Here is a 26,305-nt window from a genome sequence, read left to right on the forward strand (position 1 = left end):
TAATAAAGGCATATCACGGCCTTAATCGGTAGGTGGCAGGGACGTTGTAAGGGGGAAACCTTAACTCAGGATTAATTCCATTTAATCTTGATCGGCAGCGGGCAAAATCTTGATTTGTATCAACGGCGTCCGTTGTACTTTACCGCCTACATCAGGTATCAGAAGCAGCAGCAAAACCTACAAGCTAATTTCATATCTGGAATAATTGGGCGACAACAGTCCGACATGACTGGAATAGAGGCTGTCACCGCATCGCAGTGCCCGTTTGTTGCTTCACACGTTTGCCACAGAGCTTGCCCATTGGGCGAGAAATCCATCGATCTTTTCTTCGATGTGGCTTTCGATGGTGCGCAGGCGCAGGATGGGAATATCGCTTTTCGCCAGGATGCTGTTCTTCAAAGCATCTCGTGTCGCTTGCTCGGGCCTGTCATGGGAGCCGCCATCGACTTCAATCACTCCCAGCGGGGTTTTACCCACCTTGAAATACAGCACGAAATCGCAACTGGCACGGTTGCGCATGAAATCCAGCTCATCCTTCGCCAAGGCCGGGTTAGTCGATGAAGCGACCTGGTTAAGCAGAACCTGGGCGTGACACGTCAGTGCCCGGTACGGCGCCTCGGACAGAGCCTCCCGCAACAGTTGCACCACGATTTGCTCTGATCTGAAGCGGGAATCTTCGGTGCGAAGCCTAGCCCGGAGCCGTGCCGGTGGACTGGTCGTACTCTCGGTACAACAGATCAAACGCCGACACCACGGGCGCACGCACAATTTGTCCGTCCTGCGCGTAATACTCAACGTAGCGCATCAATGCCGCGATATGGCTGTTGTTTGCAGTGAAAACTTCATCGCCTGTCACCAGTGTGAATCGAGTCTTGGCTCGCGATACCGCCACATTAACCATGCGTGGATCATCAACAAAATCTAGCCGTTCCTCATTGTGGTGCTTTTTGTCCAACACGGTAGAGAAGACAATCTCGTCGCATTCCCTGCCCTGAAACTTGTGCACGGTATCCTTGACGAAATCCGCTGGCAAGTACGTGCCGGAGAGTGTGACCTGTGCCCTGAAGGGAGAAATGAAGCCTCGGCCATCTTCGCTCAGCTCGATGGGCCCTCCCTCGTCGTCGAGTACCTTGAGCAAGGAGTCCAGTTCCCTGAGGTTGGTGTTCCTCCGGGTATGATTGCCCTTGGCTGTCACCAGTAGCCGCAGGGGTGCTTCGCCATTGTCCTGGGTCATTGGCACCAGTGCGTTATCGTAGAACTGCTGGTTACAGAACTGGATGATTCTGGGATGACAACGGTAATGCTCTTTCAGCAAAGTCCTGGGCAGCGTGTCCTTGAATACACCAATGCACGAATCAAGCAGACTGTATCGTTCACAATCATAGGCATCAGCAGGGGGCTGCAGGCCCAATTTTACGGGAATGTGCGCCAACTGACGGCTGTCCCCGACGACGATCAGATTCTTCGCGCAGCCCAGCGCCAGAACGCCCGGCACGATGTCCTGCTGCGAGGCCTCGTCGATGATCACGTAATCGAGGATTACCCCTTGCGCAATCGAATTGACGATGGAGTGGGTACTGCTACCGAGGATCGGGAAGCGTTGCACGAAAGCATCAAACTGTTTCCGGTAGGTCTGGGCGTCGAAGGTTTCCAACGCGCGGTCCTGCGCATGCAGATGGTACTTCAGATGACGCATCGAACTTACCGTTAATGCTTTCAGCAAGGCAGTGAAATTCCCACGCGCCAGCGATTCGCGGCAAGTCAGCAGAGCCGCGCCTTTGTCCCTCAACGCCTTGTCGTAGTAATGCATCTGCAGGGCATGGAAGAAGGACAGGCGCTCCGCTCCCCTGCGCGAAAGGTTTGGTGCGGAAAATCCTGAAATTGAACAGCAGCTCAATCCGGTCCTTGAGCCGGATGCGCTGCTCCCGAAGATGGGCGAGGTAGGCCATCAGGTCCGCCGTCTTGCGCGGGGATAGTCCGTACTTATCCAGAGACAGGGGAACGTGAACCCCATTCTCGTTCTGCCACTGCTGCAGATAGCGACGCTCGATGGTCAACTCATCAATTTCGGTCTGCAGTTGCGCTGCTATATTGTGGTCGTGTAGATGCTGTTTTAACCGTGCGAGCATTGTCTGGATTTCATCCATAGTCGGTGCAGGCTCGGATTCGGCCGATGGCCAAGGAGGCAGGTTGGCGAAGAAATCCTCTCTGTTCTTGCTGCTGCCGAGCTTGGCAACCAGATGACCCAGACTGGACTTCTCCAATTTTTCGTAAACGTTCTCCACTGCCGCGTTATTGTTGGACAGTACCGCGACCGTTTTACCTCGCAATAGGATATTGGCGAGGATGTTCAGGATAGTCTGTGTCTTACCGGTTCCGTGTGGCCCTTCAATCACACTGATCTGTGCACTGAACGCCTGCTCAACAGCCGCAAGCTGACTTTCGTTCACGCCGAATGGGTAGATCAGACTGCCGCCTTGCGCCTGCGTTCCATTCTGCCCTGTGCAGTAAGCATTCAAGGCAGTATCCCGGCTAGCTGATAGTTTTCCCAGTTGGCGCACAACATTGGCTGCGATCTGCCTTTGATCCGCCGAGCCAGCGCGATCCCTTCTGGTATCCGCCACGTCAGAAAAATAGCGGAAGACAGGTGATTCCTTCATCGCTGTCTGCGTCACAAACTGGATTCCGTCCATTTTGTAGACGTAGGGCTTGGCAACACCCGGATAGTGCACGACGGCATACCGCTCACCGTAAATCGTTCCCTTTTCGATAGGCTGGACGACCACGCTCCCCTGCCTCGTCAGCAACGTCTTGCCCAACTCACGGGAGGGAACTATACGGCACTCACTGAGTGGCCGTGTGTAGGTTTTCATCGATGGGAAATGGCAGGACAGTTGCAGTGCTGCGTATTGGTCACTCCAATAAATCGTCCAGTCGCTGATCTTCGCAGTCTTATCCTCTTCGCCGACATAGATAGAAACCATACGCTCCTTACTCATGCACAAACGACATCCGAACCTACCTCTCGCTCCAGATACCGGATGCCGTTATTTCTCCAATAAGAGATCATCTTGCCAACATCGCAGCCAGAAAGACATGGCCCTGCTACCAGCGAGGTGCAATAGGTGGCGGAGGACCACTTTCATGGGACTACCACCGGCAAGGCTCCAAATCGGCCAAATTTATTGCCCACCTGATCTGACACCAACGACCGTTCCCGCCTGCTAACCGGGCGGTCTCCCTTCATAGTTTGTGAATGTCCGCAACCTACTCCAGACTCAGAGGTCGGCTCCTGCGTCCCGGCAGTTCACGGATGCGTCCCCGCTTTCGGGCACGTAACGCGGCAATTGCCTTGATTACAGGAGCATCCACCACACCTGTTCGATGAGTGCTCGCTCTTGATCGATGGCAGCAAGTTAGCAAAAGAGATTATCGACAACTTTTGTCAAGCTCAAGGTGATCAGAATATCCACATAGGTTTTTTCTTAGTCGAATGGATATGCGCGGGCGAATTCATACCTTGATTCTGTTAGCTTGGGCGGATTGCGATTGAGGGGAGATGCACAGTTGTTCCTAAGGAACAAATCATCGGTTTCCTACGTAAAGTAGAAATAGGTCTTGTCATCAATGGACTATGTCGAAGGCATGAGCGTATCCGATACCAAGCGACGCAAAGAACTGGAGAGTGAGGATATGCCGACCATAGTGCTAAATCCGCTGTCCATGGTAGATGGAGCAGACCAGTCACCTTAAGTTAGTGTCCACGAAGGGCGGGACAGACCACTCCGGGGCCTCTTTCACTAGACATAGTTCAGGCTATCGCAACTAGCTGGCCAAACTGAGCTTGCCCTTTACCCAAGTGTTTCGCTCGATACATTGCGTGATCGGCTGCGGTCAGTATCATGGTTCGAGTTCCTTGCCCCTGGCGAGATTGCAACAATGCCAATGCTGGCCCCAAGTGTACGGGGAATCTTCGCTGAGAGTATATGCATAGGTATGGAAATAGCTGAGATAAGGGTTCTGGCCATGCTTAAGGCATCTTCATGATCAGTTGTTTGAGTTAAGATAACCACAAATTCATCCCCGCCAAGACGGCCAATAAAATCATTTTTTCCCACCGTACACTTAAGACGTCGGGCTACTTCAATGAGAGCTTGATCGCCAGCTTCATGGCCTAGCTGGTCGTTGATTGGTTTGAAACCATCGAGGTCAATAAACAGTAAATGGGCTTTGTTGCACAAATCAGTTCAAGGCCGAGCCGCCCCAATCCCCCCAGACGGACTTATCCCATACGGACTGTTTGTGGCGTGCCCAGCGCTGTGAAGCGATTTAGAATCGCTGCACAGATTTGAAGCTCTGCCACCTGCCGGTCAAAGTCCCGTGACTTAACCCGGTCTGCCAGCAATTTGAAACAGTGCATCTTCGTTTCTACCAAGCTACGACGATGGTAGCCACTCCACTTTTTCCAGAGCGTGCGCCCCAGATATTTCACCGAGCGTAGTGACTCATTGCGAGCCTGATTGCCCAGTGAACTCCCTTTCCAGAATTGGCCGTTTCGACGTGGGGGAATGATGGCCGCCGCCCCACGCTCTGCAATCGCGGCATGACATAGCCGTGTGTCGTACGCACCATCCGTGGTCACTGTCACCAGTCCCTCTGCCGCCGGAATTTGCGCTAGTAGCTCTGGCAGCATCGTGGCATCACCGGTGCGATTGTCGGTCACTTCCATTGCCCGGATTTCCAGCGTTTGCGCATCTATACCCAGATGCAGCTTACGCCATTGGCGGCGGTAGTCAGCACCATGCTTTTTCACTTTCCACTCGCCTTCACCCATCATCTTGATGCCGGTGCTGTCCACCAAGAGATGCAGACAACCCTGCTTCTTCTGCACCGGAATGCGCACTTGCAGGTCCTTCTGACGGCGGGAAAGCGTACTGAAGTCAGGCACCGCCCAGTCAAGTCCAGCCAAGCACAGCAGGCTCTCGACCATGCCGGTGGCTTGCCGTTGCGCCAAACCAAAAAGGCATTTGATGGTGAGGCAGAACTGTATGGCGGCATCGGAGAAGGTCGGCTGACGCCCTCGTTTTCCCGTGGCAGGTGCCCGCCAGTTCATATCTTTGTCCAGCCAGAGAAGGAGCTGCCCTCGCTGCTTGAGGGAGTGGTTGTAGGTTTGCCAGTTGGTGGTGCGGTACTTGGATGGGAGGGGCTTGCTCATGCCGTCATTCTACCGGATGGGTGCAAGCCCCGATTAATGCAACAAAGCCTCTCGACCAAGCTGCGGCGATGGTAGCCCGTCCACTTTTTCCAGAGCGTGCGCCCCAGATTGTCAATCAGCGTCGAATTTTGACCAGCAGGTCACTTTTGTGTGCTGTTTTACACGCCAGAAATGCCACCAAACGGAGAGTGAAGACTACTTAACGCGTGATAATAACCGTTATCACGCGTTAGATCTCCACGGGGGCGCATGTAAGAATTTAATATCATGTCAGGATGCTACAGCTTGCTGTGCTGCGTAGGGTCTTGTCTTGGGCGTCCTGCAACCGTTGTCAGTGCTCTATCGGACACTCAAAATCAATTAATAAGCAACATCTATGTGGGATGTGTGACTATTTCACATCGGTTTCCAGATACAGCATCTGAAAAACTCGCCCTTTAAGTCAAAATTCTGCCCCATCGGAAAATAATATTATTCATCAAAAAAGTGTAAATATTTTTTCCACCTACTATTTCGATACATAACACGTAAATTTAAAATAAAAATATAAATTATTTGCAGGAAATAAAAGTTGTGCCATGTAAAACAGTCGTTCTCTCCCATTTTCAACTCCCAAGAAAAGGGTAATGTTTTCTGGCCCATGCAACTACCGAGCATTTCTCGGTAGTTGCGTATGTGCAAAACTTGAACATTCGTTCAGCATATTTTATGGCTTTAGCAGGCTGTTGAAATACCGGTAAGCCGGGCGCATTCCTGCTTCTGCTTGCGCGTGACCCATGCTTCACATCGCCCCCCCCAGCTGCCGTTCCCACAGCCAGTTCAAGCCAGAATCCCTCATCAGACGGCGCTTGCGGGGTGGATTTCCCCGATAACGACCCGCTCACGGCAGCTGCGGACGCAATGCGACCAATGAACGTAGCCGTATCAGGTTGTAGGCCGCCATCGTCAGTGTCAGCAACTGATCCACTTTGGCCAAACTCCGCACCATCACCCGGCGGATCGGGCCGATGGTTTTGACCCAGCCGAAACACTGCTCGATGCATTTGCGCCGACGCTGACTCAGCGGTCGCGTGGTGCGACCGTCAATCGCGCTGCCTCCGGTTCGCCGGGTATTACGTGCCACATGCGGCGTCACCTTCATCTTGCGACATGCACTGACGAAGCCACGCGTGTCGTAGTTCTTGTCGGCACCGACCGTTACGCGGGTATCCGGTCGGCAAACATCGGCCAGCATGGTGGCCGCCACATCCCGTTCAGCATAGCCATCGGCAGTGCTGGCGCGCACATTGACTACCAAGCCATGACGATTGGCTGTCAGTACGTGCCCCGTGTAACTCAGCTGTGCCGGTGCGACGCTACTTTTGCGGTACAGCTTGCTTTCTGGATCGGAGACCGAAGCATGACTGGCGTTACTGCGCTTCTCTCCATGCCAGTTGTCTGGGGGGCGGTCGTCGTCACTTCCATCCTTACTCCGCACGCTTTTATGGCTGGCCCACGCCCTGGATCAAGGAGCCATCGACGCTGAAGTGTTCCCCCGATAACAGCCCTTTGCTGGCGGCCATCTCGACCGTAGTATTGAATAATTCGGTGACGGCATCAAAGGTCATCAGCCGGTCACGATTCTTGCTGAATACGGAGTGGTTCCACACGGGGTCTTCAATGGCGAGGCCGACGAACCAGCGGAACAGCAGGTTGTAGGAAATCTGTTCAACCAGCAGTCGCTCGCTGCGGATGCTATACAGCACCTGAAGCAACATGGCGCGCATCAGTTTCTCAGGCGCAAGCTCGGCCGTCCTCCTTTGACATCGGCCTCATACATTGCCGAGAAGCGGCCATCCATTTTGGTGAGGGCTTCGTTGAGCCAGGTGCGGATGGGGCGCAGCGGATGGTTGGCCGGAACGAATTCCTCAAGCCGAATGGTGGTGAACAACGCTTCGTTATAACCGTCTGCTCCGCGCATCGCGCATCCTTCCATCTTGAGTACTTGTCCGCATCGTCGCTGATCGGTGCGCGAGACGCCAGTATTTCAACAGCCTGTTAGCGAACGAGTGCAAAATATGCGCACGCCGCTCTCATAGGCGGATCCGGGCGAGGCGCTGGAGGCCCATCAGATGCTTTGAGTAACAGAATCAGCTGCGACTAAACCGTTTGGAGCGGAAAAGGGCCCGGAATGACGACTTTGGTTAACGCTGTTCGGCTTGACGATGACACTATGTAGGTAAAGCTATATGATGGCCGCACGTTGGGGGTTCCGCTGGCTTGGTTTCCGCGCCTGCTGTCCACCAGCGAAAAGCAGTTGGCCAAGTGTGAGCTGAGCGCCCACGGCATCCATTGGGATGAGTTGGACGAAGACCTGTCGATTAACGGCTTGCTGGCTGGCCGTAGCGACATGGAGCAGCTACTTCGACTGCTTCTACCGCCCGTAGAGCTTCGGCATCGTACAGCGCATAGTGCCAAGGCCTTCGCGTCTGCGAGTGATACTCCATCACCGCACACTCAAATCCGGCACTGGCCATGCACACTCTCAGTGTCGTACCAACCCTCCAGATTCTCTGACCACTCCCCCTCCAGCGCATCCGCCAGTAGATCTCTGTCATGTTGCGAATCGGAAGCAATGGGCTGTCTCTCGAACCAGTCTCGTAAGCGCTTTCCCAGCCCCCCCCGGCTCACACTGGCACCGGCGACCTGACCCAGCTGGGACCACACGGTGGACTGCACAAAGGCTCTGCACTTCGAAAGGTCAAAGTCCTGCACCTCGAGGTAAAGCTCATGCTGGCCATCCTCACTGACCATGCCAATACTGATCAACTCGCAGTCAATGAAGTCCGTAAACTCGGCATCCCAAAAAATCAGCATGATCAACCCAATTAACTTGATATTTTGCGTAATTTATTTGGAGAAGTTAATAAAAATATAGTTATTTCTATTATTATTCCATACATGTCACGTCTTACCATACAGCTCATCATGCGGCGAGCCCCTCGCGGCCAACCAATCGATGCCAGAATGCTGGCAGATCTTGGGATATCCTCGGCTGAGGCCTCGCGCCTGACCGGGCAAGGATGGCTTCAGCGACTTGGGCGAGGCGCTTACCTGCTAACCGGGGATCATTTGACATCTGACGGCATTGTCTCCTTCCTCGGACGTCGTACCCCGGACTTCACATCGGAGGTAAAACTGCACTGGACCGGCAAGGTATCCGTCACAATATCATGATGAGAGAGCGGCTCACGCTTTGGTCACCGACGCCGATCGATCTCCCTCAATGGGCAAAAGATAGCGTGCATATTACCTGTCAGAGCACCTCACTTTTCGATGCTTAAGCATGCCCTATCAACAACACCTTCGCACCCTCCCCGGCGGACACCCCGAGGTCTTCGTCTCATGCCGCGAGCGAGCCATCCTTGAGCTCATAAGCGATATCGGCCGCGGGCAGAGCCTTGAGGAGGTCCGTAACATGTTTGTGGGCCTTAGAAATATCCGCCCGGCGGTAATGGCCGAGCTGCTTGATCACTGTCATCGGGTGAAAGTGGTGCGGCTGGTACGAGATCTTGCCCAGCAAGAGGACTATGACTGGGCCACAATCGCTCAGGTGCGCGCTGATGCGCTCAGTAGCGGGAAACGATGGTCGATGGTTGGGCCTGATGGTGAGCGGCTGACGCTCAAGCCGTGATTCAAATGTGCCATAGCTAGTGATATACCAAGAAAACTCGGTAATCTTGGATATGTTACCGCCACTGGTCGAGAACCTTACAGCTGAGCGCTGAGTGTGTCATCACGACGAGAAAGCAAAGCGCCACCTCAATAGGTGGCCGGTATCACCACGGGAAAAAGGAATTTTCTAGGCTGTATTCTGCACTCCTTGAGCACCTGCCAGCGCCAAGAGGCATGATTTAAAAGCTTATATTGGATTGAGGATAATCCCGGTCGATATCATCGATGTCATATTTTCACGGTGAAAACGTAGTTCGCTCAAGATGGGCAAACCATGATGGTACGCACCGGTAGGTCGGAGCCCCAATCCTGAGGGCGCCCCCCTGCTACAGGAAATCCGACCGTAGTTCGGCCAGAACGACATTCCTCACGATGTTTTCACGGTGAAAACGCAGCTTGCTCAAGATGAGCAAACCATGACAGTACGCATCGGTAGGTCGGAGCCCCAATCCTGAGGGCGCCCCCCCTGCTACAGGAGATCCGACCGTAGTTCGGCCAGAACGACATTCCTCACGATGTTTTCACGGTGAAAACGCAGCTTGCTCAAGATGAGCAAACCATGACAGTACGCATCGGTAAGTCGGAACTCATACTGTCGGTATTCGCCTACGATTGCGAACATGCCTATCTAAGCCCCGAAAAATACCGATCTGGCAAGTACCGTATTGCGCGGATGCCCATGCGGGGATTACACGAGGGTAAGTGCCCCTTCAAGTGGGATGAAGGCGAGTTGGGCGCGCGGAATGCGACATCCAGCGGTAGCCCCTCACCACACCGTCTCCCGGTGAAAATCAACCAAGGATAGCGCATTCTGCTGGACAGCGAGTGCTTATGCTTCCGCCTCCACTGCACTTGTCTCGACTGGCATGACAGCCAGCACAGGGACGGCAGGGAAAAATAACGCGAACGCCTTGAGTTTCGCCCGCGAAACTCGCCTGTCGAGTCAGCTCGTTGCTACCGAGCACGCCCGGCAGCGACCAGCAGACTTCTTAGGAAAAGATGAACTCGTTCGTCCCGAGTCGATGCTCGCCAAACTTGGCCACGTACTCACCACCCAACTGATCGCGAGCATTTGCAGCCTCGGCCTCAGTGCGATAGAGACCGGCTTTGTTGCACAAATCTGGGCTTGTATACGTCCGGTAGAATGACGGCATGAGCAAGCCCCTCCCTCCCAAGTACCAAACCACCAACTGGCAGACCTACAATCAGTCCCTCAAGCAGCGAGGGCAACTACTCCTCTGGCTCGACAAGGCTATGAACTGGCTAGCGCTTACCACTGGTAAACGGGGGGGCGCCAGCCAACGTTTACCGACGCCGCCATTCAGTTCTGTCTCACCATTAAATGCCTTTTTGGCCTCGCGTTACGCCAAACCACTGGCATGGTCGAAAGCATGCTGCATTTGGCCGGGCTCGACTGGGCGGTGCCTGATTTCAGTACGCTCTCCCGACGCCAGAAAGACCTACAAGTGCGTATCCCGGTACAGAAAAAGCAGGGTTGCCTGCATCTGCTGGTGGATAGCACCGGCATAAAGATGATGGGCGAAGGCGAGTGGAAGGTGAAAAAGCATGGTGCAGACTACCGCCGCCAATGGCGCAAGCTGCATCTGGGGGTGGATGCGCAGACGCTGGAAATCCGTGCAATGGAAGTGACGGACAACCGCACTGGCGACGCCACCATGCTGCCGGAGTTGCTATCGCAAATCCCAGCGTCAGAAGAACTGATGACGGTAACCACGGATGGGGCGTACGACACGCGCCTGTGTCACGCTGCGATTGCAGAACGTGGCGCAGCGGCCATCATTCCCCCGCGGCGAAACGGTCAACTCTGGAAAGGGAATTCACAGGGCAATCAGGCTCGCAATGAGTCACTGCGCGCGGTGAAGTACTTGGGAAGGACGCTCTGGAAAAAGTGGACTGGCTACCATCGCCGCAGCCCTGGTCGAGACGAAAATGCATTGCTTCAAATTGTTGGCAGACCGCGTCAAATCGCGGGACTTTGACCGGCAGGTTGCAGAGCTTCAAATCTGTGCTGCGATACTCAATCGCTTTACTGCGCTGGGCACGCTGCACACGGTCCGCATGGGATAAGTCCGCTTGGGGTTTGGGGTAGTTCGGCCTTTAACTGATTTGTGCAACAAAGCCGAATCACGACGGTCTCACCTAACCATCACCTTTCCGAAAATATCAAACATCCGTTTACTATGCGTGCCATCAACTAGGACGGGGTCACGCTCAGGCTCGGCAACACGCCTTGAGTCCTGCGGCAACTCCGGATTGTTCGCTGATTGGCCAGCTCAGTCAGGCGATTGACCGCATTGACCGCCCGTGCATAGCACCGGGTGGAAGTACAGACATGGAACTCTTGGTCGACCCCATCAACATGACAGTGAAGGCTTTTCGACGCGGGTTTTCGGCAGAGATTACACAATTTCGTTGTTTGCATTGTTCTCAACGCCACAGGTTATTCATTTGGGATAATGGCAGCACCCGCGCGGTAACGCAATCCTTGCTGATTAATATTTAATCAATTTAGTGCAATGATTGAATGACCGAGCTCATAGCTGATCTCATTGATAATTTGCCCTGAGTTATCCAAAGTTTCTGTGGATAATTTCAAGGGGGAATCCTTACTCAAGCCATTGGATAACCCAGCCATGACCGCCTCTGCGGCTTCGATAGCGTTGAACGCCCGGCTGTGTACCTCACTGGGACGTAGGCTGGCGATGTTGAATCGATGTGTAGACATCAACTCTCCTCAACGCAGATAGCAGAATTTGATTGGCTTGTTCCAGCTTGGCTGACTCAGGTGCACTGTCTTTGCCACTGCAGTTAAACACAGCATGCATATCCGCCATGAATGCGCCCCTCAATTTCCCGAGGGGCCAAGAAATCCGGCGCTGTTTTCCAGATGCCATTCCAAATAATGAGGATCTGATTGCATGGGGGCGTGCTTCATTGCTGAAGCTTGGCAGGAGGCCGTCACTACCAGCACTGTGATGATCCATAACTTGCTCATATACCGTTTCCTTTTCCCACCTTTATTTCGGCGGTTCGTTGCGTTGAGCAAATACGGTAGCAACCAACGACTCAAGTTCAAGACCACACATAGCCTCTCCGGCGCCTTTGGGAAATGGACCGCGCGGACACATCGAACAACCGGCAATCAGGTTATTGGCTTCCTGCCCGGGAAGCCGTTCGACCTGTATCCCACGGTGCAGCATATCGAGCACATCCGCGATCACCAGACTCTTGTCTGGCCCATCGCCTACGGCATGCACTGTGCATCCATTTTTAACCTGCCAACAAATGCGTACTCCATGCTCATTATCCTTTTCTGGCGCCTTCTGGCATGCCATTCAGACCAAGAGGTTCGATAAACACACCTCGAGCTTCAGCCGTACAGAACACCGATCCGCACTAAAGCGAAGACTCAGATAACCACTATCTTCCAACCGAGAGAGGGCATCTCTGATTCGTGTATGAGGCAGGCCAAGCCGTTGACTAAAGTCCCGAATGGAAACATTCACCCAGTCTGACGGCGCCAACAGATCCACTTCACCTAGTAGCTGGCAGGCAATCCCCCAATACCGGCTCGGTAGCTCCTGAAACTCGTCATGCAGCCACAGCTGCCGTTGGGCATATTCAAGGCGTTGCATTCGCTCCGAATGGAGCGTGGTCCTATCCACGATGACTCCTTACTGTTTTGTACGTTTTGTACGTTTGGCACGTTTGTCACACTGGTCGGTGAGCTAATCCCCTGAAAAGAGACCCCAAACCGGGTTTTTCCCATCGCAACGCGAACGATCTCGTCTTAACCTTTATTTTTTGGTCTGCCGTAGGCTGGATATATACTGTCCACGAAATGGACTCCCCCTGTGTTACTCACAACCATTGCAGGCTGCCGTCACCCAACAGCCCTGGCTTCGATGTTCTCTGTCCAGGTGCGACCATCGCGTTCGGCAAATAGCAGGGCTCGACCTGCCGCGATACGCTCTACCAGGTAACGCACTCCCTTCCTGATAAAGCTGGTGCCTTGGCGAGGATCTTGTGTGTCTTCGCCAAACAGGAATGACCAGTGTTGATATACCTGCTTAAATGCGCCGTAGATTGACTCCCAAGCGCCCACCAGCTTCTTGTCACCCGTGTAGACAACAGGTTTTCCATCCTTCTCATCGGCTTTCCAGATCAACGGCGTTGGCAGGCAAGCCATTGGAATGACGACGTGCCCATCCATATTGACGACCGCTTTTCTGCAGACATCTGCCAATCGCTGTTCCAACTCCGCCAGCATCTCATCGGTGATTGGCATGGGAGCTCCTCCATTTATCTCCGGTGAGCTGAGTGTCCAGACGCCTTCATGGCTGGCGACCTTTTCACCCGGTCTTAATATGCCCATGTCATTAACTGACATGTTTTGAAACAGTATTAACAGTTTGCGCTGTTTGTCGGTGAACTGCTGTTTCTCCTGTTTTTTCTTGTCGGCCACCAGATACTTTTCTGGATTTCGCAGGAAATTTCTGAATACCGAGAACAAGGTTTTGCCTTCATATCGTTCAATAATTTTTCCAAATTTCTTGATTTGTTCCTGAATTTTTACATTCGCTTTTTTTGCTTCGGACATCAGGAAAACCATCTGTTTTTCTGATATTCCTCGCGTTAACAGCGGAATCACTTCTTTCGGAAAATTTGATCTACCAACACGGAAGAAAGACCGTTTCTCTTTCTTTGTGCTGTTTTCTGATTTCTCCTCAATCGCTGTCAGCAGACTCGCTCCGAGTTCGGTAAAGCGGATGGCTCGTTCACCGTCGAATCGTTCGATAAGTTTTCGTTCTTCCAGTGCTCGCCAATTTCAGATACAGCGCGCTACGCCCCAGCATGCTGTACTGGCCAATGATTTTGCGTGGAACCGTTATCGGGCAACGGAAATCACTGGAATTAAGGAATACCAGCAAACTGCTGATAACCGACTGCTCGGCCATATCTTGCAGGTACTCGTTGATCTTTAGCTTTTTAGCCCGCAGTGCAACTTGCAGGATGGCAAGCTTGTGCGGGAAGTTTTCGGAAAGGCTCATTTCTCGTTCCCAAAAGACTTCGCCCGTCTGAGCCGGAGTGGCCGAGACGGGCGAAGTTGAAATTTTGATCGGAAAGTAAAAACCCCCGAGGGTTTCTCGGGGGTCTAAGTGGTGGGCCAGCTTGTAGCCTTGGTTTTAATCTGCTTGTTCGTTCCCTAGCAGTTCGCCGGGTTTCTATAGCTATAGAAACTGGATGAGGCATACGTGGGATGTTGGTCGATGACTTTCTATAGCTATAGAACATCTCTCCGGAGGAATGCGGAGCGATGCTGCCATTTGTTCTGCCATCATCTCGAAGCGCGTCAATACCGCGCTTTCTGTTTTCTATAGCTATAGAAATCATTTCTGAATGTGCGGACGAGAGGCAGAATTCTATAGCTATAGAAAACTTGCTGGGTGCCAGCTTGGAGTCGGCACCGGCTTTCTATAGCTATAGAAAGTTTTTCCCGAAGCATGTTGATCTACTTCGCTCTGTTCGTTGCCTGTTTCGCTTTGAGCACCCGTTTCGCTGCAATGGTTTTCTATAGCTATAGAAACGCAAGGGGTAAGGTTGGTCACGGTCTGTTTTCTATAGCTATAGAAACTGTCTGACGGCTTGCTGTTTGGCGATAACTTTTTCTATAGCTATAGAAACGGGATCTTGATGTGGCGAGGGGAAGGGGAATTCTATAGCTATAGAAACAACGTCAACCGGCTGATGATGGAGCCGGTTTTCTATAGCTATAGAACGAAGCATGGAATGCCTTGTTTTGAAGGTGTTAGTCACCATCACTTTGACCATCATCGGGTGGCAACTCAGGTGTCTCATAATCCTTCAAGACAAGTTTGATCTTTCTGGCGATTTCTTCGCTCATATCTGGTGGATAGGCGCTTAAATCTAAGTCAACCAACATTCTTTTGTTGGTGTAACGCATTTTTCCCAGCCCGTGCAATGTGGTGGTGGTTCCATTCCTGTTGTTTCTGGCCGTTTTCCCAGAGGAGATCGATGCTACGTGCTTGGCCACCTTGTCGCCCGTCCAGTGCGCCGGTCAGGACTTTGGTGGCCACTTTATTTAGTTCTTCCTCGCTCTCGGTTTTGTTGTTGAGCGATGCCAGCTGAACCGCTACGTTATAGCTGAAGCGGTATTTATCTTGCTCGATAATGCTTCTTGTCGTTTCTGGTAATTTGCTGAACGCCAGCAATGCGTAAACCTTTTTATCAGAAACTTCCAAATCGGCAGCAAGGCTTTGCACGGAATCGTAAGTTTTTCTTTCGATCAACTTGGCAAAAGACATGCCTTTGTCATAGTCTGTCAATGGGTTACGCTTTTCGTTTGCCTTAAAACCCATACGGAACGCGGAGCGGCCATCTACCCCCGAGCGGATGACTGCCTTAATAACCGGGCCAAGATGGTGGTTTTTGAACGCCTTTAGCCGGGTCAATCCTTCGATCATTTCATAGCGGCCATTGTCCTTTTCTCTGATGATGACAGCCTGCAGCTGGCCAGCCAGTGCATTGCCATCACCTTCGGAAAGTAGGGCTTGCGCCATCGCGGACACTTCTTCTTCCGGGTAGTGCCAGCGTTGTGGGATATCGGGTTCGTCAATTTGATCGATCGGGATGAGTTTGATTTCTTCTTCACCACCGACGGCGATGGTTGAACGAACTCCCGGGAAAATATCGCCAGAGAATACGCCATTATCTTTTAGCGCTTGCTCGCGGTCTTTGGCTCTGGCGGCGAGTTTGTCTGCAATGGAAAGGTTGTCGGACATGATTTCTCTACTCAATTAAGCCGCATCTACGCGAGTTGACTCATTGCTTTTCGACTTGTGACCCGTTCCACGCACTCGCGGTTTTCCACCGACTCTGTGATTGACTTCGTCGGCCGGGTCGCGGATTGCATCTGCAATCGCCGTATTGTCTTTGAATGAGATAATGGGCGTCCGCGCCATTAGAGAGTTTTTTGCCTGAACGCTCTCAGGGATGGATGTTTCGAGCAGCTCGATATCGGCTTTCTCAGAAACGCGTGTTCTAAGCGCGTGTTCAGTCTGTTTCGCCCCCAACGTTCGCCGTGAAACTTTGTTCATCAGACAGAACGGTGTTGCCATTTCCGGGTTGAGTTGAGACTTGGCGCGCGAGACATAGACCAGTACGTTTTCCAGCCCGGAGATAGAAAATTCATCGCCAGATTCAATGGGGACAATAACGTGATCGGCGCAGGCCAGTGCATTCGCTTACAATACGCCGGAAAGTCGTGGCGGGCAGTCGATGATGATGTAGTCGTAGAGGTCTTTCACTTCGTCCACGACCTTTTTCAGGCGGAACGAAGCGTTAAACATCTTCATGTGGATTTCTTCAGCCTGAATGTCCAACCGCAGGTTGGCCGGAAGAAGGTTTACGCGCTTAAACCCCGTTTCTTCGATCAGGCATTTCCCCAGATGGATTAGGGGATCGTCGGCCATCATCAGATCGCCAACATTCATACCTAGGCGCTCAGGATTGACCGGGCTTAGCAACGAGCTGGAGTTCCCTTGAGGGTCCAAGTCGATAACAAGAATGTTGTTGCCCAGACGGCCGAGACCATCACCAAGGTTGGTTGTTAGCGTGGTTTTGCCAACGCCGCCCTTGTTATTGATCATCACTATGACTTTTGCTGCCATGATGGTCCCCTCTATTGAATGGGGTGCATTGTGTCATTACCCCGAACTTGCCGCAACACATAATTTTTTCACATTCATATATCGTTGATTACAAAGATTTATTTACGTTGTTTTTGCCGACTTCGTGAGGCTAATTTCCCGTGTTTACCTATTTGTCGTAATTATTTTGTTGGGAATTCTTACTCCAGCGTGCATCTTATCCAGAATGGACACGCAGTTAGGGGGAGGAAAAAGGCCAAAAATCCGGGTTTTTCCACCCCTCTATGTGCTGGCTCGGTATCTACGGGCCTTGCTCGTTCATTTCCTCGCTTTATTCTTCTGTCTTCGGGGGGCTTAGCCGAACCATTTTTCCCACAGGGATTTCTTGGGTACCGACCGATCTTTGCATACGGATTGGACTCTGGCGTATTCCTGCGGCGTGTCAACGCCACCGTTCATCTGTTCCACACGATCCAGCACCAATTGCATTCGCCGCTCAATGGAAGCGCACCGCTGATCAATACGGCTCTGCGCATTCTTTAGATTTTGGTAGTAGCCATATTGCCCTTGGAATTCGCGCTGAATGGTGGCCACCTCTTCCTCGACGATTTAGCCCATGCCGTCTTCAGCAATTTTGGCGTGTTTGTGCTCGTGCTCGATGGTTGCCCTGGAAGAAGCAGCTATTGCTCGGAATCTCGCGTGGCAGGGGAGACAGTGACCTAGCGGTCAGTGAGTTGGACCCGCTCTTGGGGGGGGAACGCAGAATCCATCGGGGACTTGGGCGACGCGGAACCAGTGCTTTTACCTTCAGCCTGTATTGAACACTATAACCTGACCAGTCCGTTACGACTGGCTTGGGCATTACCTGTTCGATTCGATAGCCGAAGTACAGGACTATGCCACCGACTGGATATGGACCTACAATCACGAGCGGCCGAATATGGCACTCGGTGGCATGACCCCGAAGCCGAAACTGGCTCGTAGCCAGATGACCTCGACTTTAGCCGACAGCTAAAAAAAGGGGGGGCCGCGCAGGTCTTGGAAAAGATGTTGAGCAAGCGGTTGATGGCGTCTCCATCGACCACTATGCGGCGATATTTCGCCACAATCCAGTACACGCCTCTCACTCTGTAACGTGCGTAGTATGCAGGATAAGCTTCGTCAGATCCAAGATGGATTGCCGTGCTGGAGACCCCGCCTCTTTGGGATGAAAGAATTGTAGGTTTGCAGAGTTCGTGAAAAACGCGATCCTTGATTTGTAAGGGATTTTTCACTTACGTGCACATGCGGGGAGCCTACCAACTTGCAGACTACGTGAATAATTCCTACAGAATTTGCGCTCTTTGTAAAAAAAATGTATCAAATGCGGTAAAATCAAAGACTTATAAAGTCTTTCCGTTTGGCTGTATCCATCTTTCAGGGCATTGCCCCAAACCCAGCAGAGACCCTCGTTCACCAACTCATAAAGCCAATCAGCTGTCATGATGTTCCGAAGAGGCTGATACGACTCCACTTTATGAGGCCATCAGGAAACCGGCTGGGCTTCACCGAAGTGACTGCCCTGCCGGTCGTTGGATTACTGCCCTCAGAAGTCACAAGTAGGTTGTAGGGGGAAGCATAGGCAGGGATTACTCGTCGTGAGATTGCAACGGCGGATCACTTAGATCCAGAGTGACTCCCCCGATGGTCACGTTACCGACCATCCGGTAGGGGTCATCCTGATCCGTCTGGTAGACCACACGCCCCCCTTCCTTGGCAAGAGTACGACGTGCACGAGAATTGAGTTCTAAACTCTCATCACCTTGTTGTAGCAGTGTGGTGCGGGCTTCTTCCACTACTTCTTCCACTAACGCCTGAGTCTGGGGAGGCAAGCGGTCAAAGATCTCCTGAGAATTGAGTGCAGAACTAGAGTAATCACCCTCAGGAACGAGTACTTCATTTTCCAATTTTTCGAAGCTCATCACGAGAGCCTGAATTTCATGTTTGATAGACATACGACATCTCTTTCCAATTTCCAACGAGCTTACTGCGGACTTGGAAGCACCCAGCCCCACGTTTAGCATTAGAACCAGCAGGCCAGAGTGTTCAGCGTGCTGCCGAAATCCTCTTCGTCTGAGATGAGGTGAATGGCTGGCGCCAATTTCCAATGCCCATCGGAATAGATTTGGCACAGGAACTCATGGGCATCTTCATCCTCATCCTCCGGCTCCATGTAGCGGAATACTGCCCCATCTACTTCGACGGTTTTCACGGCCGTACCATCTTGGTAGAAGGCATCAAACAAGGCATGCCAAAGCCCATGGCCCTCGCGGATGAAACGCAGATGAGGCCCCTGTTGCAAACTGGTGGGCGTGAAAGGCAGCCGGTGCAGTTCGAGACCACCACTTTCAGCTTCAAGTGCCATCGCTTTGACCTGTTCAAGTGTCACTTTCGGGGGCGGCGGAATAAGCCCCCCGGCGAATAGCTTGATTGGTAGAAGAGACAGATTCGATGAATTCGTAATGGCCCATAAATGCATCAAAGTGCGCGATGCAGAACTTAGCCAATGGGGCGAAATGGGGGCTCTCTTGGATTAGTTTGGCCGTACGTAATGGATCAAGCTGGGGCTGAACAAATTTCCGAGCATTTTCGGCAGCCTTAACTTGGTCGTAGTTGCGGTCAAACAAGAGGTTGGCAACGAAGTTTCGTGCCTTAGTCATCGGATCAGCCGAGATACCAACTTCCTCGGCGGCGTGACGAAGACTATCCACAATATGGGATACGGACATGTGCTCTCCTAATATCAGCAGGCAGCCCGATTAACGCCTAACGCTGACATGAAAGTACATGCGAAAAATTGGTTTTACACACTGTCCGACTCGGGCTAGCTCAACCCCGTGTGCAGGGCCCATACCCTAAGCAGGATATAGCTACGCTTAATCTATCTGAACGGGCTTCATTTTGCAATAAATTCGCCGTGGTCTTTCAGTGGACACTAACTTAAGCTGGATGGACTGCCTCAACTTCCGGGACAGTCCACCAAGAATGGTTGGGGGGGGGGATAAGCAGTCGACCAAGTGTTTGATGGATGTATGGGCACAGGAGCGAGATCACGCGTAAGTTCTCGCGCCGAGTCCTTTGAAATCTGCAAAGATTGCGCCCTGCTCCGGAAGGTCTGGCGCAGCGCCGCCTATCGCAACCGCGAGTTGGGGGTACTGGGGAGCAAACTGCGGGTAGGTTTCTTCTACCCTCAGCACTGCAGGATCGATGCCCTCGGAGTTCAATACGTAAAACTTGAACAGGTCATCTACCCGGTTGCCTGCTTCTGGCAGGTATTCAATCGTGCCCGTGGATAATGCGTGTCAGGCAGACCTCCTTGTCCGGGTTGTGTTGCAGCAGGAAGACACCAAAGTCGGTGGTGCTTACGCCCACGTCGATGACCATGAAAATCTCGCGCTGTGCCTCCGACGTCCTCCCTGTATTGAGTTGCACGTCACTTTAGAGTCCAATCCATGCCTGTGGCTTGTGGCGTCGGAGAAAGTTGGCTGCCGTCCCCGTTTGCCTGTGGTAGGTGCCAGCTAGTTTATGTCTTTATCGAGCTAAAGAAAGTGTTGCCCTCGTTGCTTGAGGGGCTGGTTGTAGGCATGCAAGTTGGTGGTCTGGTACTTGGGAGGAAGGGAGGGCTTGCTCATGCTATCATTCTACCGGACGTACACAAGCCCCGATTTGTGCAACAAAGCCGTCAATGGCATATGTAGGGACAGCTGAAGTTAGACTGATGAACATCAGAAATGAATAAGCAAAACCGCCAGAAGGCGGTTTTTGCTTTAACTAAGGACATCATCAGTGGGCTTCTTAGGGCCGACGGTACAACACGGCACTGTCCGCATTTCGTTGTACCCGATGGCGTAACCTTACATGGACTCAACGTGAATGTCAAGTCAGATTTAGGCGTCCGAAACACTGCAAGCCATCTCAGACATTATCCTTCTGGCTACAGCATCCTCGAAGTTGTCCTCAAGTATTTCAGAATATTCCCGTGCTATAGCTTCATGAATTTCTGCAGTTTTTAACTGCATTTGTAACTGTTCTAACTGTTTCTGTAGCTCGATAATCTGTTTGTCACGCAGTGCAATTTGGTCATTTTTCTCTTCGACCACAGCTTGTGCCTCTACGCCATGAACGAGAGCACGCTGGATGCTTTTTTTATCCTCACCTTTCAGTACGGCTTTGAAGCTAGGGGGATGCTTTCGCCCCCCAAAATCGATCTCAGGAGCGAAAATACGGGTAGCAGACACATGTTCAACCATGCCACAGATCGCCCAACACTGCTTCTTGTAACTGGAGAATCCGGAAGGGGGCAATCATGTCTGTCACTTCTACACAAGACTGATCGTGTCCAGATGGTTGCACCGATGAGATCGGAACTACTTGCACCAAGCCAGTCGCTTTCCGCTGTGTTGCTTTTAGCACGATCGCCAAACGGCGTTTGGGCATGCTGCCAAGTTGGAAGCTTTCTGGGTAGCGCTTGTTTGATTTTACCTCCCCAGTTACTTTGCCAATCGACATGGGGTGGCCGTATTCCACCTCAACTAGATGAAATGGGCGTAAAAAGGCTTGCAGGATCTGCTTTTGCAACTTTTTCCGCTGTTTCATAATTTGCGTGAGGCATCGATCTTTTTCCACCGGCGTCGTGACGTGAGGGCAACATCAAAGACCAATTGATGGGTTATCACGTCACTATGCCCCGCTACTTGCAAGACTTGCCACCGATATTCAACTCGGCCGACAAATTTCTTCGACATGAAGATTTTTTCTTGCTGCCACTCGCCTGTAATCGAATCAGTCACAAACTCTGGGTTCGTAGGTAGCAATGCCTCCTCAATCCGATCGAGAACCTCCGTTCCAAGTAGCGTCTGCTGGCTAGTATTACCGTAGTGTTCGTAATAGTTGATAACGATAGAAGACATGCGGGTTCTGGACTGTAATCGAAAAGTCATTTTACTAGCCTTTCGATTCGTTGCACAAATTGGACCTAGACTGAACCCGCCATGGGCAGTTCAGGGTAGTGGCTCATGAGATATCTAGGAAAGGAGGGGCGATTCATGGCGCCAATCTTCTGGTGGCACTTCGACCTCGTCTTTTTCTTGGCGCGCATCAAATTGCGTAGTTCTTCGAGACGGGTCGCTACCACCACTTCGTTGTCGTTGAACGTGAAGGGGGCAAAAAGCCACCCGCTTGGGTGGCTAGCAATAGTCCGCGCTATTTTTTAAGGTGTGAGCGTACTTGGGCTGCGGAGGTCCCAACCGCCTTGACTGCTGCAATCAACGTATCTTTGCTCACACCAAGCTCCTTGCACCAGTAATTGACTTCGTACGGCTCATGAATGTTGATCCCGGTGGCATCCAGAGGGCGCGTAATCTTCAAATTGTCCGGCATGAAAATACTCCTTTAGTGGCGGTGTGGTGGCTTCATGCATATTGGGAATTGTTCAGGGTTTTTCAAGAAGGAATACATTGCAACTCTGTCCGAGAAGAGGCAAGTTGAAATGTTTTGATTAGACAAATGACCTTATCATGGAGGCTTTTCATTGACGTTGGCATTTTAGTCGGCCACGATAAGCAAGTTTGAACACTGCTTCATCAGGGGTGAATCGCCCCGGTTCCTGTAGGCAATCCTGCCCTATGATTGGACTGTCAAAGGGAAAAAATCCCGGATATCTGCAAAGCACCCATTTCCCCAAATGCGCGTCAACCCCAGATAGGCACTTTCAGCACTTGAGTACTCTACAAGTGGCATTTCCACCTTGTGTGACCGATCCGGAGCACACCAGTATGCCGAGGAGTCAAAGTTCATATGCTTTCGACAGGCAAAAGGGCGAACCTCATAAATCGAGCAAGCTCCATCGGTCAGGAAGGGGCAAGGGACACCATTGAAAGTTTCCAAATTATGTACTCTGCTACCCTGCAAAGGAGCGGGTCTTGCACCCACTTCTTTCTCAATAAGCGCTACCTCTAGTTGAGATACCATCACGTTCATGTGGCAACAAGCAGAACAGCCTTTCCCGCAGGCGATGTACGGTGCTGCGATGGCACCTAATTCGTTTAGCAGGTGATACAGTTTCCTCAGCTTACTGAAAGCGGATGCATTCTCCAGAGATAGCTGTCGTTGGATTGTATCCTCGCGTTGCTTGATCTTGGCAGGAATGGCTGCCGTGAATTTCTCGCTATTCGCCTTTGCGGTTTGAATATTCCTCTGGGCCAAAGGCTCCTGAGATACCTCGTCGCAGGGGGGCTGCTTAGCAGTCCTGATCAGCTCATTCATTCACATCTCCTGCTTTCTTCTATTCATAGAAGGCGAAAAGTCCATGGGTAGTGTCCCCAAAGGGTTAAGTTCATGATCAAGACCTGACGTACCTTTATTTTGGTTCGTCGCGAGAGGCCGTGAGAGTTTCCACCTGATCTAGAAACGAGGCAAGCTGGCCGGGATTGCTGGGGTCCCCCTTGATCGCCATTCTTCCATAGGTCTAATCAGTGCAAGTGCGCTAGCACACCGTGACAGCTCGTCCAGCTCATGACTGGTAATGCTGCGCTGGTATAGGTAGTACTGGCCCCACCGGGCAAAGGTCAGGATCCACATCGATACTACTAGGGCATCATCCCACCGGGTCCAGTCAGATGTGCTGGCGAGAGGCTGTTGCACAATCCTCCTTTGCCACTTCAGGATATCCTGCATTGATTTCAGGCTAGCCTGTTGTCGTTCGGGGCTGCTGTATGCAAACAGGAAGGCGGTGATGTTGGTCGTCTGGCCCTCTCGAGCGAGCTCAAACAGCCGCGATTGGTGCCTAGGTTTAGGCTCCAGCAAAGCAGCCAGTTCCTCACGCCAGATTTCGAAGGCATCATCGTTGTTGGCGCGGTCATCCCGCAACAAGGGGAAGATTACATCTCGGAATAACCAAGGCTCAGCCCAGGTCAGTTCTCGCATATGCCCGCGCATCGAGTCAACCACATGTCTTAGATCGTCAGCGGGAATTGTCGGCGGCAGTACCTCATGTAGAGCTGCAACTAGGCCGTTGTAGATCTCGACTTTCTTCGGGTCCCTTGTCGCACGATGAATCATCCAGCTCAGTGCCCGTACCTGCTCGGGGTAGGCAAAAGCGGCAACCAACTGCAGCACGATGGTGAGGCCTCCCGGTTTTTCCAGCTGCTGCTCAATTGCGTTCAGTCCCATCCACTGTAGCAAGCCGTTGCTACTGCGAACGAGCCGATCTCGTTGTCCCTTGCTGATGTCAAACTGCACTGACAGTGAAATCTCACTGACGATCTGGCTCAATAGGGATAGCTTCACCACGTCCCGGCCTTGTGGCTCGATTGGCACACAAGCCATCTGTGCTTCGGCGATTACCAGCAGAGCGTCTGGGAAGTACCACCACAGAAACTTGATGGCGTAGTACTCTGACCAAGTCAGGGCTGTGAATTTTGTCGGATGGGACAAGTGATGTGGGTAATAAGGGCTATGTAGCAGGGCCTCGACTGGGTCCTGAAAGAACCGGACCTCTGCCACTGCCAACTCCTTATCTACCTCGTTATGCACACGGTTGAACGATTCTTTTAGAAACTGAGCTAGGAACTCCAGAAAGTCACGCGCAGATTCGAGCCCGTGATCGTAGTGGTTCTCGGTACGGGAATAGGCGAGCACCTCGCCGAGCACCTCCCATGTCGCCGAGAAGCCCTCAAAGTTACCTTCTTGCTGTTTTAGGAATTTACGCAGGCTAGCCGTTACTGGCAGCACAAGCGAGTCATCCTTAAGCTGACCCAGCACGATCATCTGCTCTTTCAACGGCTTGCTGCTTAGGCCATGTAACGACAGCTCGCCGGTCCATGCGCTTAGTACATCGCCTGCTTGGACCTTCTCAAGGAAGCCAAGAGGCTCGTAGTGTCGAGGCACCGTCGGAGACGCTGTGGAATCGAAGAGAAGTCGCATCGATGGAGTTTCAGTTTCACCTTCGGGCTGTGCTTCTGTTGCATCCCGAACCAGCTCAGACTTGTATTGCTCAACCTTGAGCAGAATATCTGCAGGGATTGGAGTGACCAACAATGGTTGATTTTGGGCTGCAGCTTGAAATGAGTTGGATAGATGGAATCCGGCAATCGGTAACTTGTCCTGCCCCATGATCAGGATGTAGCGATCATGTAGCTTGCCGTCCTTTAGGCCATAGATGCGTAGTTTGATGGGTTTTAGTAAAGGGCTGTTGCGCTCACAGTTTGCCAGCAAGTTGTTAATCCGTTCCTGAGGATATCTGTCGGATTTGCGACGCATAGCTCAGGCCTTCACCGGCAGGCTTGGGTAGAGACGTGAAGACAATATAGTCGGCTTCTTGGGCCGCACAAAGTAGTACTAACCCCAGACCGGCAGCCTCAAAATAGGGATCGAAAATTACTATCTGATGCTGATGGTACTTTGCCAGCATCGCCTTGAACCACTCCACGAATTGAAGCTTTACCGCCGTTTCCCCTCCCCCAGCGCAGGAAGAACTGCCCCTCTGACTTCGGTGGATGGAGCCGTGCAAAAGGGAAATGAGATCGCGGTTAGCCGGAACCCAAGGGTCCACCTCGCGCCCACCAATAAGGTTGGTGAATCCTAGGTCGCCTCGATTGATCGTCAGTGCTGCTTTCACCCGCCCAGACACGGATGGATGAGTGGTTTTTTCCAACCAATCGAACTTGACCGGGTTGGTTTTGTGGCCTACCGCATGGCCCTGAAGATGGACCTCTCGAATGTACCCGATCCTCCATCGGCAACACAGAGTGCTCTCGCGGGATTGGTCACCGTAGAAGCCGAATATCTCCAGTTCAGTGCTGTCGGTTCTAGCGTGCAACTGGTCGCTCAGCTCGAATTTGCATTCGAACACACCCTCCGTACTGCGTTCTGCAGTAGCGAGAGCTGCGTAAGCAATTTGGCCGTTATTCTCTATGCTCAGACGGAACTGAAAACCGCTAAAGTACGGTATCTGCATAGGATCAAATCGAGCGACCGAGGCGTGTGGAGCGTGGGTCCAGTTCACACTTAGCAAGGGTCGTTCAAGATCATCCAGTGCAGGAAAGACTAGTAGTTCAAGGTCCCCAAAGCGAGTGGCGTCAGCTCCACCGAAGTCCAGCCCTGTATCGACGTTGAGGTGCTTGATTACCGATTCGGCTAAGGCGACGTCACAGCCTTGTTCGAGACAGAACATCGTCACCTTGTCTGCTTGGGTTATCGAAGCGCTGAATGCTCCAGCCCCACCATGTGGACTGGAGAGAGAGTTCCGGTCATATGCATCGCGGTTGAGCAAATAGGCAACAGGACGGTAGACCAGATGATTTGCAGGGAGTGCCGTTGCGCCGAATCGTGATCTAAACTTGGCTGAACACCCAATTTTCATGTCTTCGCTAATTGCTGCAAGGGTTCGTCCGGCACTCAATTGCCGTAAAAAGTCTGCGCAGATGGTACTTTTGATGTACAGGTTTAGTCGGACGACTTGAATCTGACATCCACCTATGGCCTCGAAGCTCTCGTCGTCAGGGAGCGTACCAGCGGTCGCTGGAATGGCTATAAGGGAGCAGGCGGCCATAAGCTATGAGATTTTCAATCGATTGATCGGACTTGATCTGCAAGATCCACAGCTGCAACGCACAGTTGCGGGACTCCTTCGAGAACAGCCGTGTAA

At 52.1% G+C, this 26,305-nt stretch carries 29 protein-coding genes and 4 pseudogenes; 6 read left to right on the forward strand and 27 right to left on the reverse strand.

Annotated features, from left to right (window positions below; genetic code table 11):
* Positions 1-273: 273 nt before the first annotated feature.
* The 6 genes and pseudogenes from GKE73_RS21295 to GKE73_RS21320 all read right to left on the reverse strand — a co-directional run bounded on the left by GKE73_RS21295 (position 274) and on the right by GKE73_RS21320 (position 7,175).
* Positions 274-648 (reverse strand): DUF2726 domain-containing protein, encoded by a 375-nt coding sequence (locus tag GKE73_RS21295; protein WP_230371689.1) that lies wholly within the window; start codon positions 646-648, stop codon positions 274-276.
* Positions 649-688: 40 nt separating this feature from the next.
* Entirely contained in the window at positions 689-1,654 is a 966-nt protein-coding gene (locus GKE73_RS21300; RefSeq protein ID WP_230371690.1) for a DEAD/DEAH box helicase, read from the reverse strand.
* A complete protein-coding gene (locus GKE73_RS21305; protein ID WP_230371691.1) occupies positions 1,614-2,999 on the reverse strand; it encodes an AAA domain-containing protein in 1,386 nt (461 codons plus the stop codon). Before GKE73_RS21305 ends, GKE73_RS21300 begins: the two co-directional genes overlap by 41 nt.
* 852 nt (positions 3,000-3,851) lie before the next feature.
* Complete coding sequence (locus GKE73_RS21310; protein WP_280955274.1) at positions 3,852-4,241, reverse strand: diguanylate cyclase domain-containing protein; 390 nt, start codon at positions 4,239-4,241, stop codon at positions 3,852-3,854.
* A gap of 41 nt (positions 4,242-4,282) precedes the next feature.
* The gene (locus tag GKE73_RS21315) at positions 4,283-5,215 is read right to left on the reverse strand and encodes an IS5 family transposase (RefSeq protein ID WP_230371584.1); all 933 of its coding nucleotides are present in this window, start codon (positions 5,213-5,215) and stop codon (positions 4,283-4,285) included.
* Positions 5,216-6,095: 880 nt separating this feature from the next.
* Positions 6,096-7,175 (reverse strand): annotated as a pseudogene (locus GKE73_RS21320) (IS5 family transposase).
* Between the two features lie 270 nt (positions 7,176-7,445).
* On the opposite strand from GKE73_RS21320, the pseudogene GKE73_RS26345 reads away from it, so the two are divergent.
* Positions 7,446-7,586, forward strand: a pseudogene (locus tag GKE73_RS26345) (DUF2442 domain-containing protein); the annotation flags it as partial.
* Between the two features lie 125 nt (positions 7,587-7,711).
* On the opposite strand, the gene GKE73_RS21330 reads toward GKE73_RS26345, so the two are convergent.
* Entirely contained in the window at positions 7,712-8,077 is a 366-nt protein-coding gene (locus GKE73_RS21330) for a hypothetical protein (protein WP_230371728.1), read from the reverse strand.
* 78 nt (positions 8,078-8,155) lie between these two features.
* Here GKE73_RS21330 and GKE73_RS26350 point away from each other — a divergent pair, with 78 nt between their 5' ends.
* The 4 genes and pseudogenes from GKE73_RS26350 (at position 8,156) to GKE73_RS21345 (ending at position 11,017) form a co-directional block, all read left to right on the forward strand.
* Positions 8,156-8,431 (forward strand): AbiEi antitoxin N-terminal domain-containing protein, encoded by a 276-nt coding sequence (locus GKE73_RS26350; protein ID WP_376767468.1) that lies wholly within the window; start codon positions 8,156-8,158, stop codon positions 8,429-8,431.
* A 109-nt stretch (positions 8,432-8,540) separates the two neighbouring features.
* A complete protein-coding gene (locus tag GKE73_RS21335) occupies positions 8,541-8,888 on the forward strand; it encodes a type IV toxin-antitoxin system AbiEi family antitoxin domain-containing protein (protein ID WP_230371692.1) in 348 nt (115 codons plus the stop codon).
* A 907-nt stretch (positions 8,889-9,795) separates the two neighbouring features.
* Positions 9,796-10,077: a hypothetical protein gene (locus tag GKE73_RS21340; protein WP_230371587.1), complete on the forward strand. Its 282-nt coding sequence runs from the start codon at positions 9,796-9,798 to the stop codon at positions 10,075-10,077.
* Between the two features lie 4 nt (positions 10,078-10,081).
* Positions 10,082-11,017: pseudogene (locus GKE73_RS21345) on the forward strand (IS5 family transposase).
* 436 nt (positions 11,018-11,453) lie between these two features.
* Here GKE73_RS21345 and GKE73_RS21350 read toward each other — a convergent pair.
* The 9 genes from GKE73_RS21350 to GKE73_RS21390 all read right to left on the reverse strand — a co-directional run bounded on the left by GKE73_RS21350 (position 11,454) and on the right by GKE73_RS21390 (position 17,214).
* A complete protein-coding gene (locus GKE73_RS21350) occupies positions 11,454-11,675 on the reverse strand; it encodes a hypothetical protein (RefSeq protein WP_230371693.1) in 222 nt (73 codons plus the stop codon).
* A gap of 120 nt (positions 11,676-11,795) precedes the next feature.
* Positions 11,796-11,945, reverse strand: a complete 150-nt coding sequence (locus GKE73_RS21355; RefSeq protein ID WP_230371589.1) for a hypothetical protein — start codon at positions 11,943-11,945, stop codon at positions 11,796-11,798.
* A gap of 22 nt (positions 11,946-11,967) precedes the next feature.
* Positions 11,968-12,171 carry a hypothetical protein gene (locus GKE73_RS21360; RefSeq protein ID WP_230371694.1) on the reverse strand — a complete coding sequence of 68 codons (204 nt, stop codon included), beginning with the start codon at positions 12,169-12,171 and terminating at the stop codon, positions 11,968-11,970.
* 662 nt (positions 12,172-12,833) lie between these two features.
* Positions 12,834-13,601 (reverse strand): hypothetical protein, encoded by a 768-nt coding sequence (locus tag GKE73_RS21365; RefSeq protein ID WP_230371695.1) that lies wholly within the window; start codon positions 13,599-13,601, stop codon positions 12,834-12,836.
* A 127-nt stretch (positions 13,602-13,728) separates the two neighbouring features.
* Positions 13,729-14,001, reverse strand: coding sequence for a hypothetical protein (locus GKE73_RS21370; protein ID WP_230371696.1), 273 nt, complete (start codon positions 13,999-14,001; stop codon positions 13,729-13,731).
* Positions 14,002-14,759: 758 nt separating this feature from the next.
* Entirely contained in the window at positions 14,760-14,915 is a 156-nt protein-coding gene (locus GKE73_RS21375; RefSeq protein WP_230371697.1) for a hypothetical protein, read from the reverse strand.
* On the reverse strand, positions 14,884-15,753 hold the full coding sequence (locus GKE73_RS21380; RefSeq protein WP_230371698.1) for a ParB/RepB/Spo0J family partition protein: 870 nt from the start codon (positions 15,751-15,753) through the stop codon (positions 14,884-14,886). Before GKE73_RS21380 ends, GKE73_RS21375 begins: the two co-directional genes overlap by 32 nt.
* A 462-nt stretch (positions 15,754-16,215) precedes the next feature.
* On the reverse strand, positions 16,216-16,641 hold the full coding sequence (locus GKE73_RS21385) for a ParA family protein (protein ID WP_230371699.1): 426 nt from the start codon (positions 16,639-16,641) through the stop codon (positions 16,216-16,218).
* A gap of 333 nt (positions 16,642-16,974) precedes the next feature.
* Complete coding sequence (locus tag GKE73_RS21390) at positions 16,975-17,214, reverse strand: hypothetical protein (protein ID WP_230371596.1); 240 nt, start codon at positions 17,212-17,214, stop codon at positions 16,975-16,977.
* A 213-nt stretch (positions 17,215-17,427) separates the two neighbouring features.
* Between GKE73_RS21390 and GKE73_RS21395 the strand changes: the two are divergent.
* Positions 17,428-17,635: pseudogene (locus tag GKE73_RS21395) on the forward strand (integrase core domain-containing protein); the annotation flags it as partial.
* A gap of 613 nt (positions 17,636-18,248) precedes the next feature.
* Here the strand turns inward: GKE73_RS21395 and GKE73_RS21400 are convergent.
* The 11 genes from GKE73_RS21400 to GKE73_RS24415 form a co-directional block, all read right to left on the reverse strand.
* Positions 18,249-18,614, reverse strand: coding sequence for a hypothetical protein (locus GKE73_RS21400; protein WP_230371597.1), 366 nt, complete (start codon positions 18,612-18,614; stop codon positions 18,249-18,251).
* 68 nt (positions 18,615-18,682) lie between these two features.
* A complete protein-coding gene (locus GKE73_RS21405) occupies positions 18,683-19,024 on the reverse strand; it encodes a hypothetical protein (protein ID WP_230371598.1) in 342 nt (113 codons plus the stop codon).
* Positions 19,025-19,037: 13 nt separating this feature from the next.
* Positions 19,038-19,388, reverse strand: coding sequence for a hypothetical protein (locus GKE73_RS21410; RefSeq protein WP_230371700.1), 351 nt, complete (start codon positions 19,386-19,388; stop codon positions 19,038-19,040).
* Positions 19,389-19,935: 547 nt separating this feature from the next.
* On the reverse strand, positions 19,936-20,091 hold the full coding sequence (locus GKE73_RS21415) for a hypothetical protein (protein WP_230371701.1): 156 nt from the start codon (positions 20,089-20,091) through the stop codon (positions 19,936-19,938).
* A 455-nt stretch (positions 20,092-20,546) separates the two neighbouring features.
* The gene (locus GKE73_RS21420; RefSeq protein WP_230371702.1) at positions 20,547-20,909 is read right to left on the reverse strand and encodes a hypothetical protein; all 363 of its coding nucleotides are present in this window, start codon (positions 20,907-20,909) and stop codon (positions 20,547-20,549) included.
* Positions 20,902-21,285: a hypothetical protein gene (locus GKE73_RS21425; protein ID WP_230371703.1), complete on the reverse strand. Its 384-nt coding sequence runs from the start codon at positions 21,283-21,285 to the stop codon at positions 20,902-20,904. Before GKE73_RS21425 ends, GKE73_RS21420 begins: the two co-directional genes overlap by 8 nt.
* A complete protein-coding gene (locus tag GKE73_RS21430; RefSeq protein WP_230371601.1) occupies positions 21,252-21,569 on the reverse strand; it encodes a hypothetical protein in 318 nt (105 codons plus the stop codon). Before GKE73_RS21430 ends, GKE73_RS21425 begins: the two co-directional genes overlap by 34 nt.
* A 292-nt stretch (positions 21,570-21,861) precedes the next feature.
* Complete coding sequence (locus GKE73_RS21435; RefSeq protein ID WP_230371704.1) at positions 21,862-22,038, reverse strand: DUF3606 domain-containing protein; 177 nt, start codon at positions 22,036-22,038, stop codon at positions 21,862-21,864.
* Positions 22,039-22,281: 243 nt separating this feature from the next.
* On the reverse strand, positions 22,282-22,923 hold the full coding sequence (locus tag GKE73_RS21440) for a YkgJ family cysteine cluster protein (RefSeq protein ID WP_230371705.1): 642 nt from the start codon (positions 22,921-22,923) through the stop codon (positions 22,282-22,284).
* Positions 22,924-23,061: 138 nt separating this feature from the next.
* Positions 23,062-24,873: a VPA1262 family protein gene (locus tag GKE73_RS24410; RefSeq protein WP_230371706.1), complete on the reverse strand. Its 1,812-nt coding sequence runs from the start codon at positions 24,871-24,873 to the stop codon at positions 23,062-23,064.
* Positions 24,874-24,877: 4 nt separating this feature from the next.
* Positions 24,878-26,209 (reverse strand): VPA1262 family protein, encoded by a 1,332-nt coding sequence (locus GKE73_RS24415; protein WP_230371707.1) that lies wholly within the window; start codon positions 26,207-26,209, stop codon positions 24,878-24,880.
* Positions 26,210-26,305 lie beyond the last annotated feature (96 nt).

This window comes from Paludibacterium denitrificans (assembly GCF_009707705.1).
Taxonomy (GTDB): Bacteria; Pseudomonadota; Gammaproteobacteria; order Burkholderiales; family Chromobacteriaceae; genus Paludibacterium_A; species Paludibacterium_A denitrificans.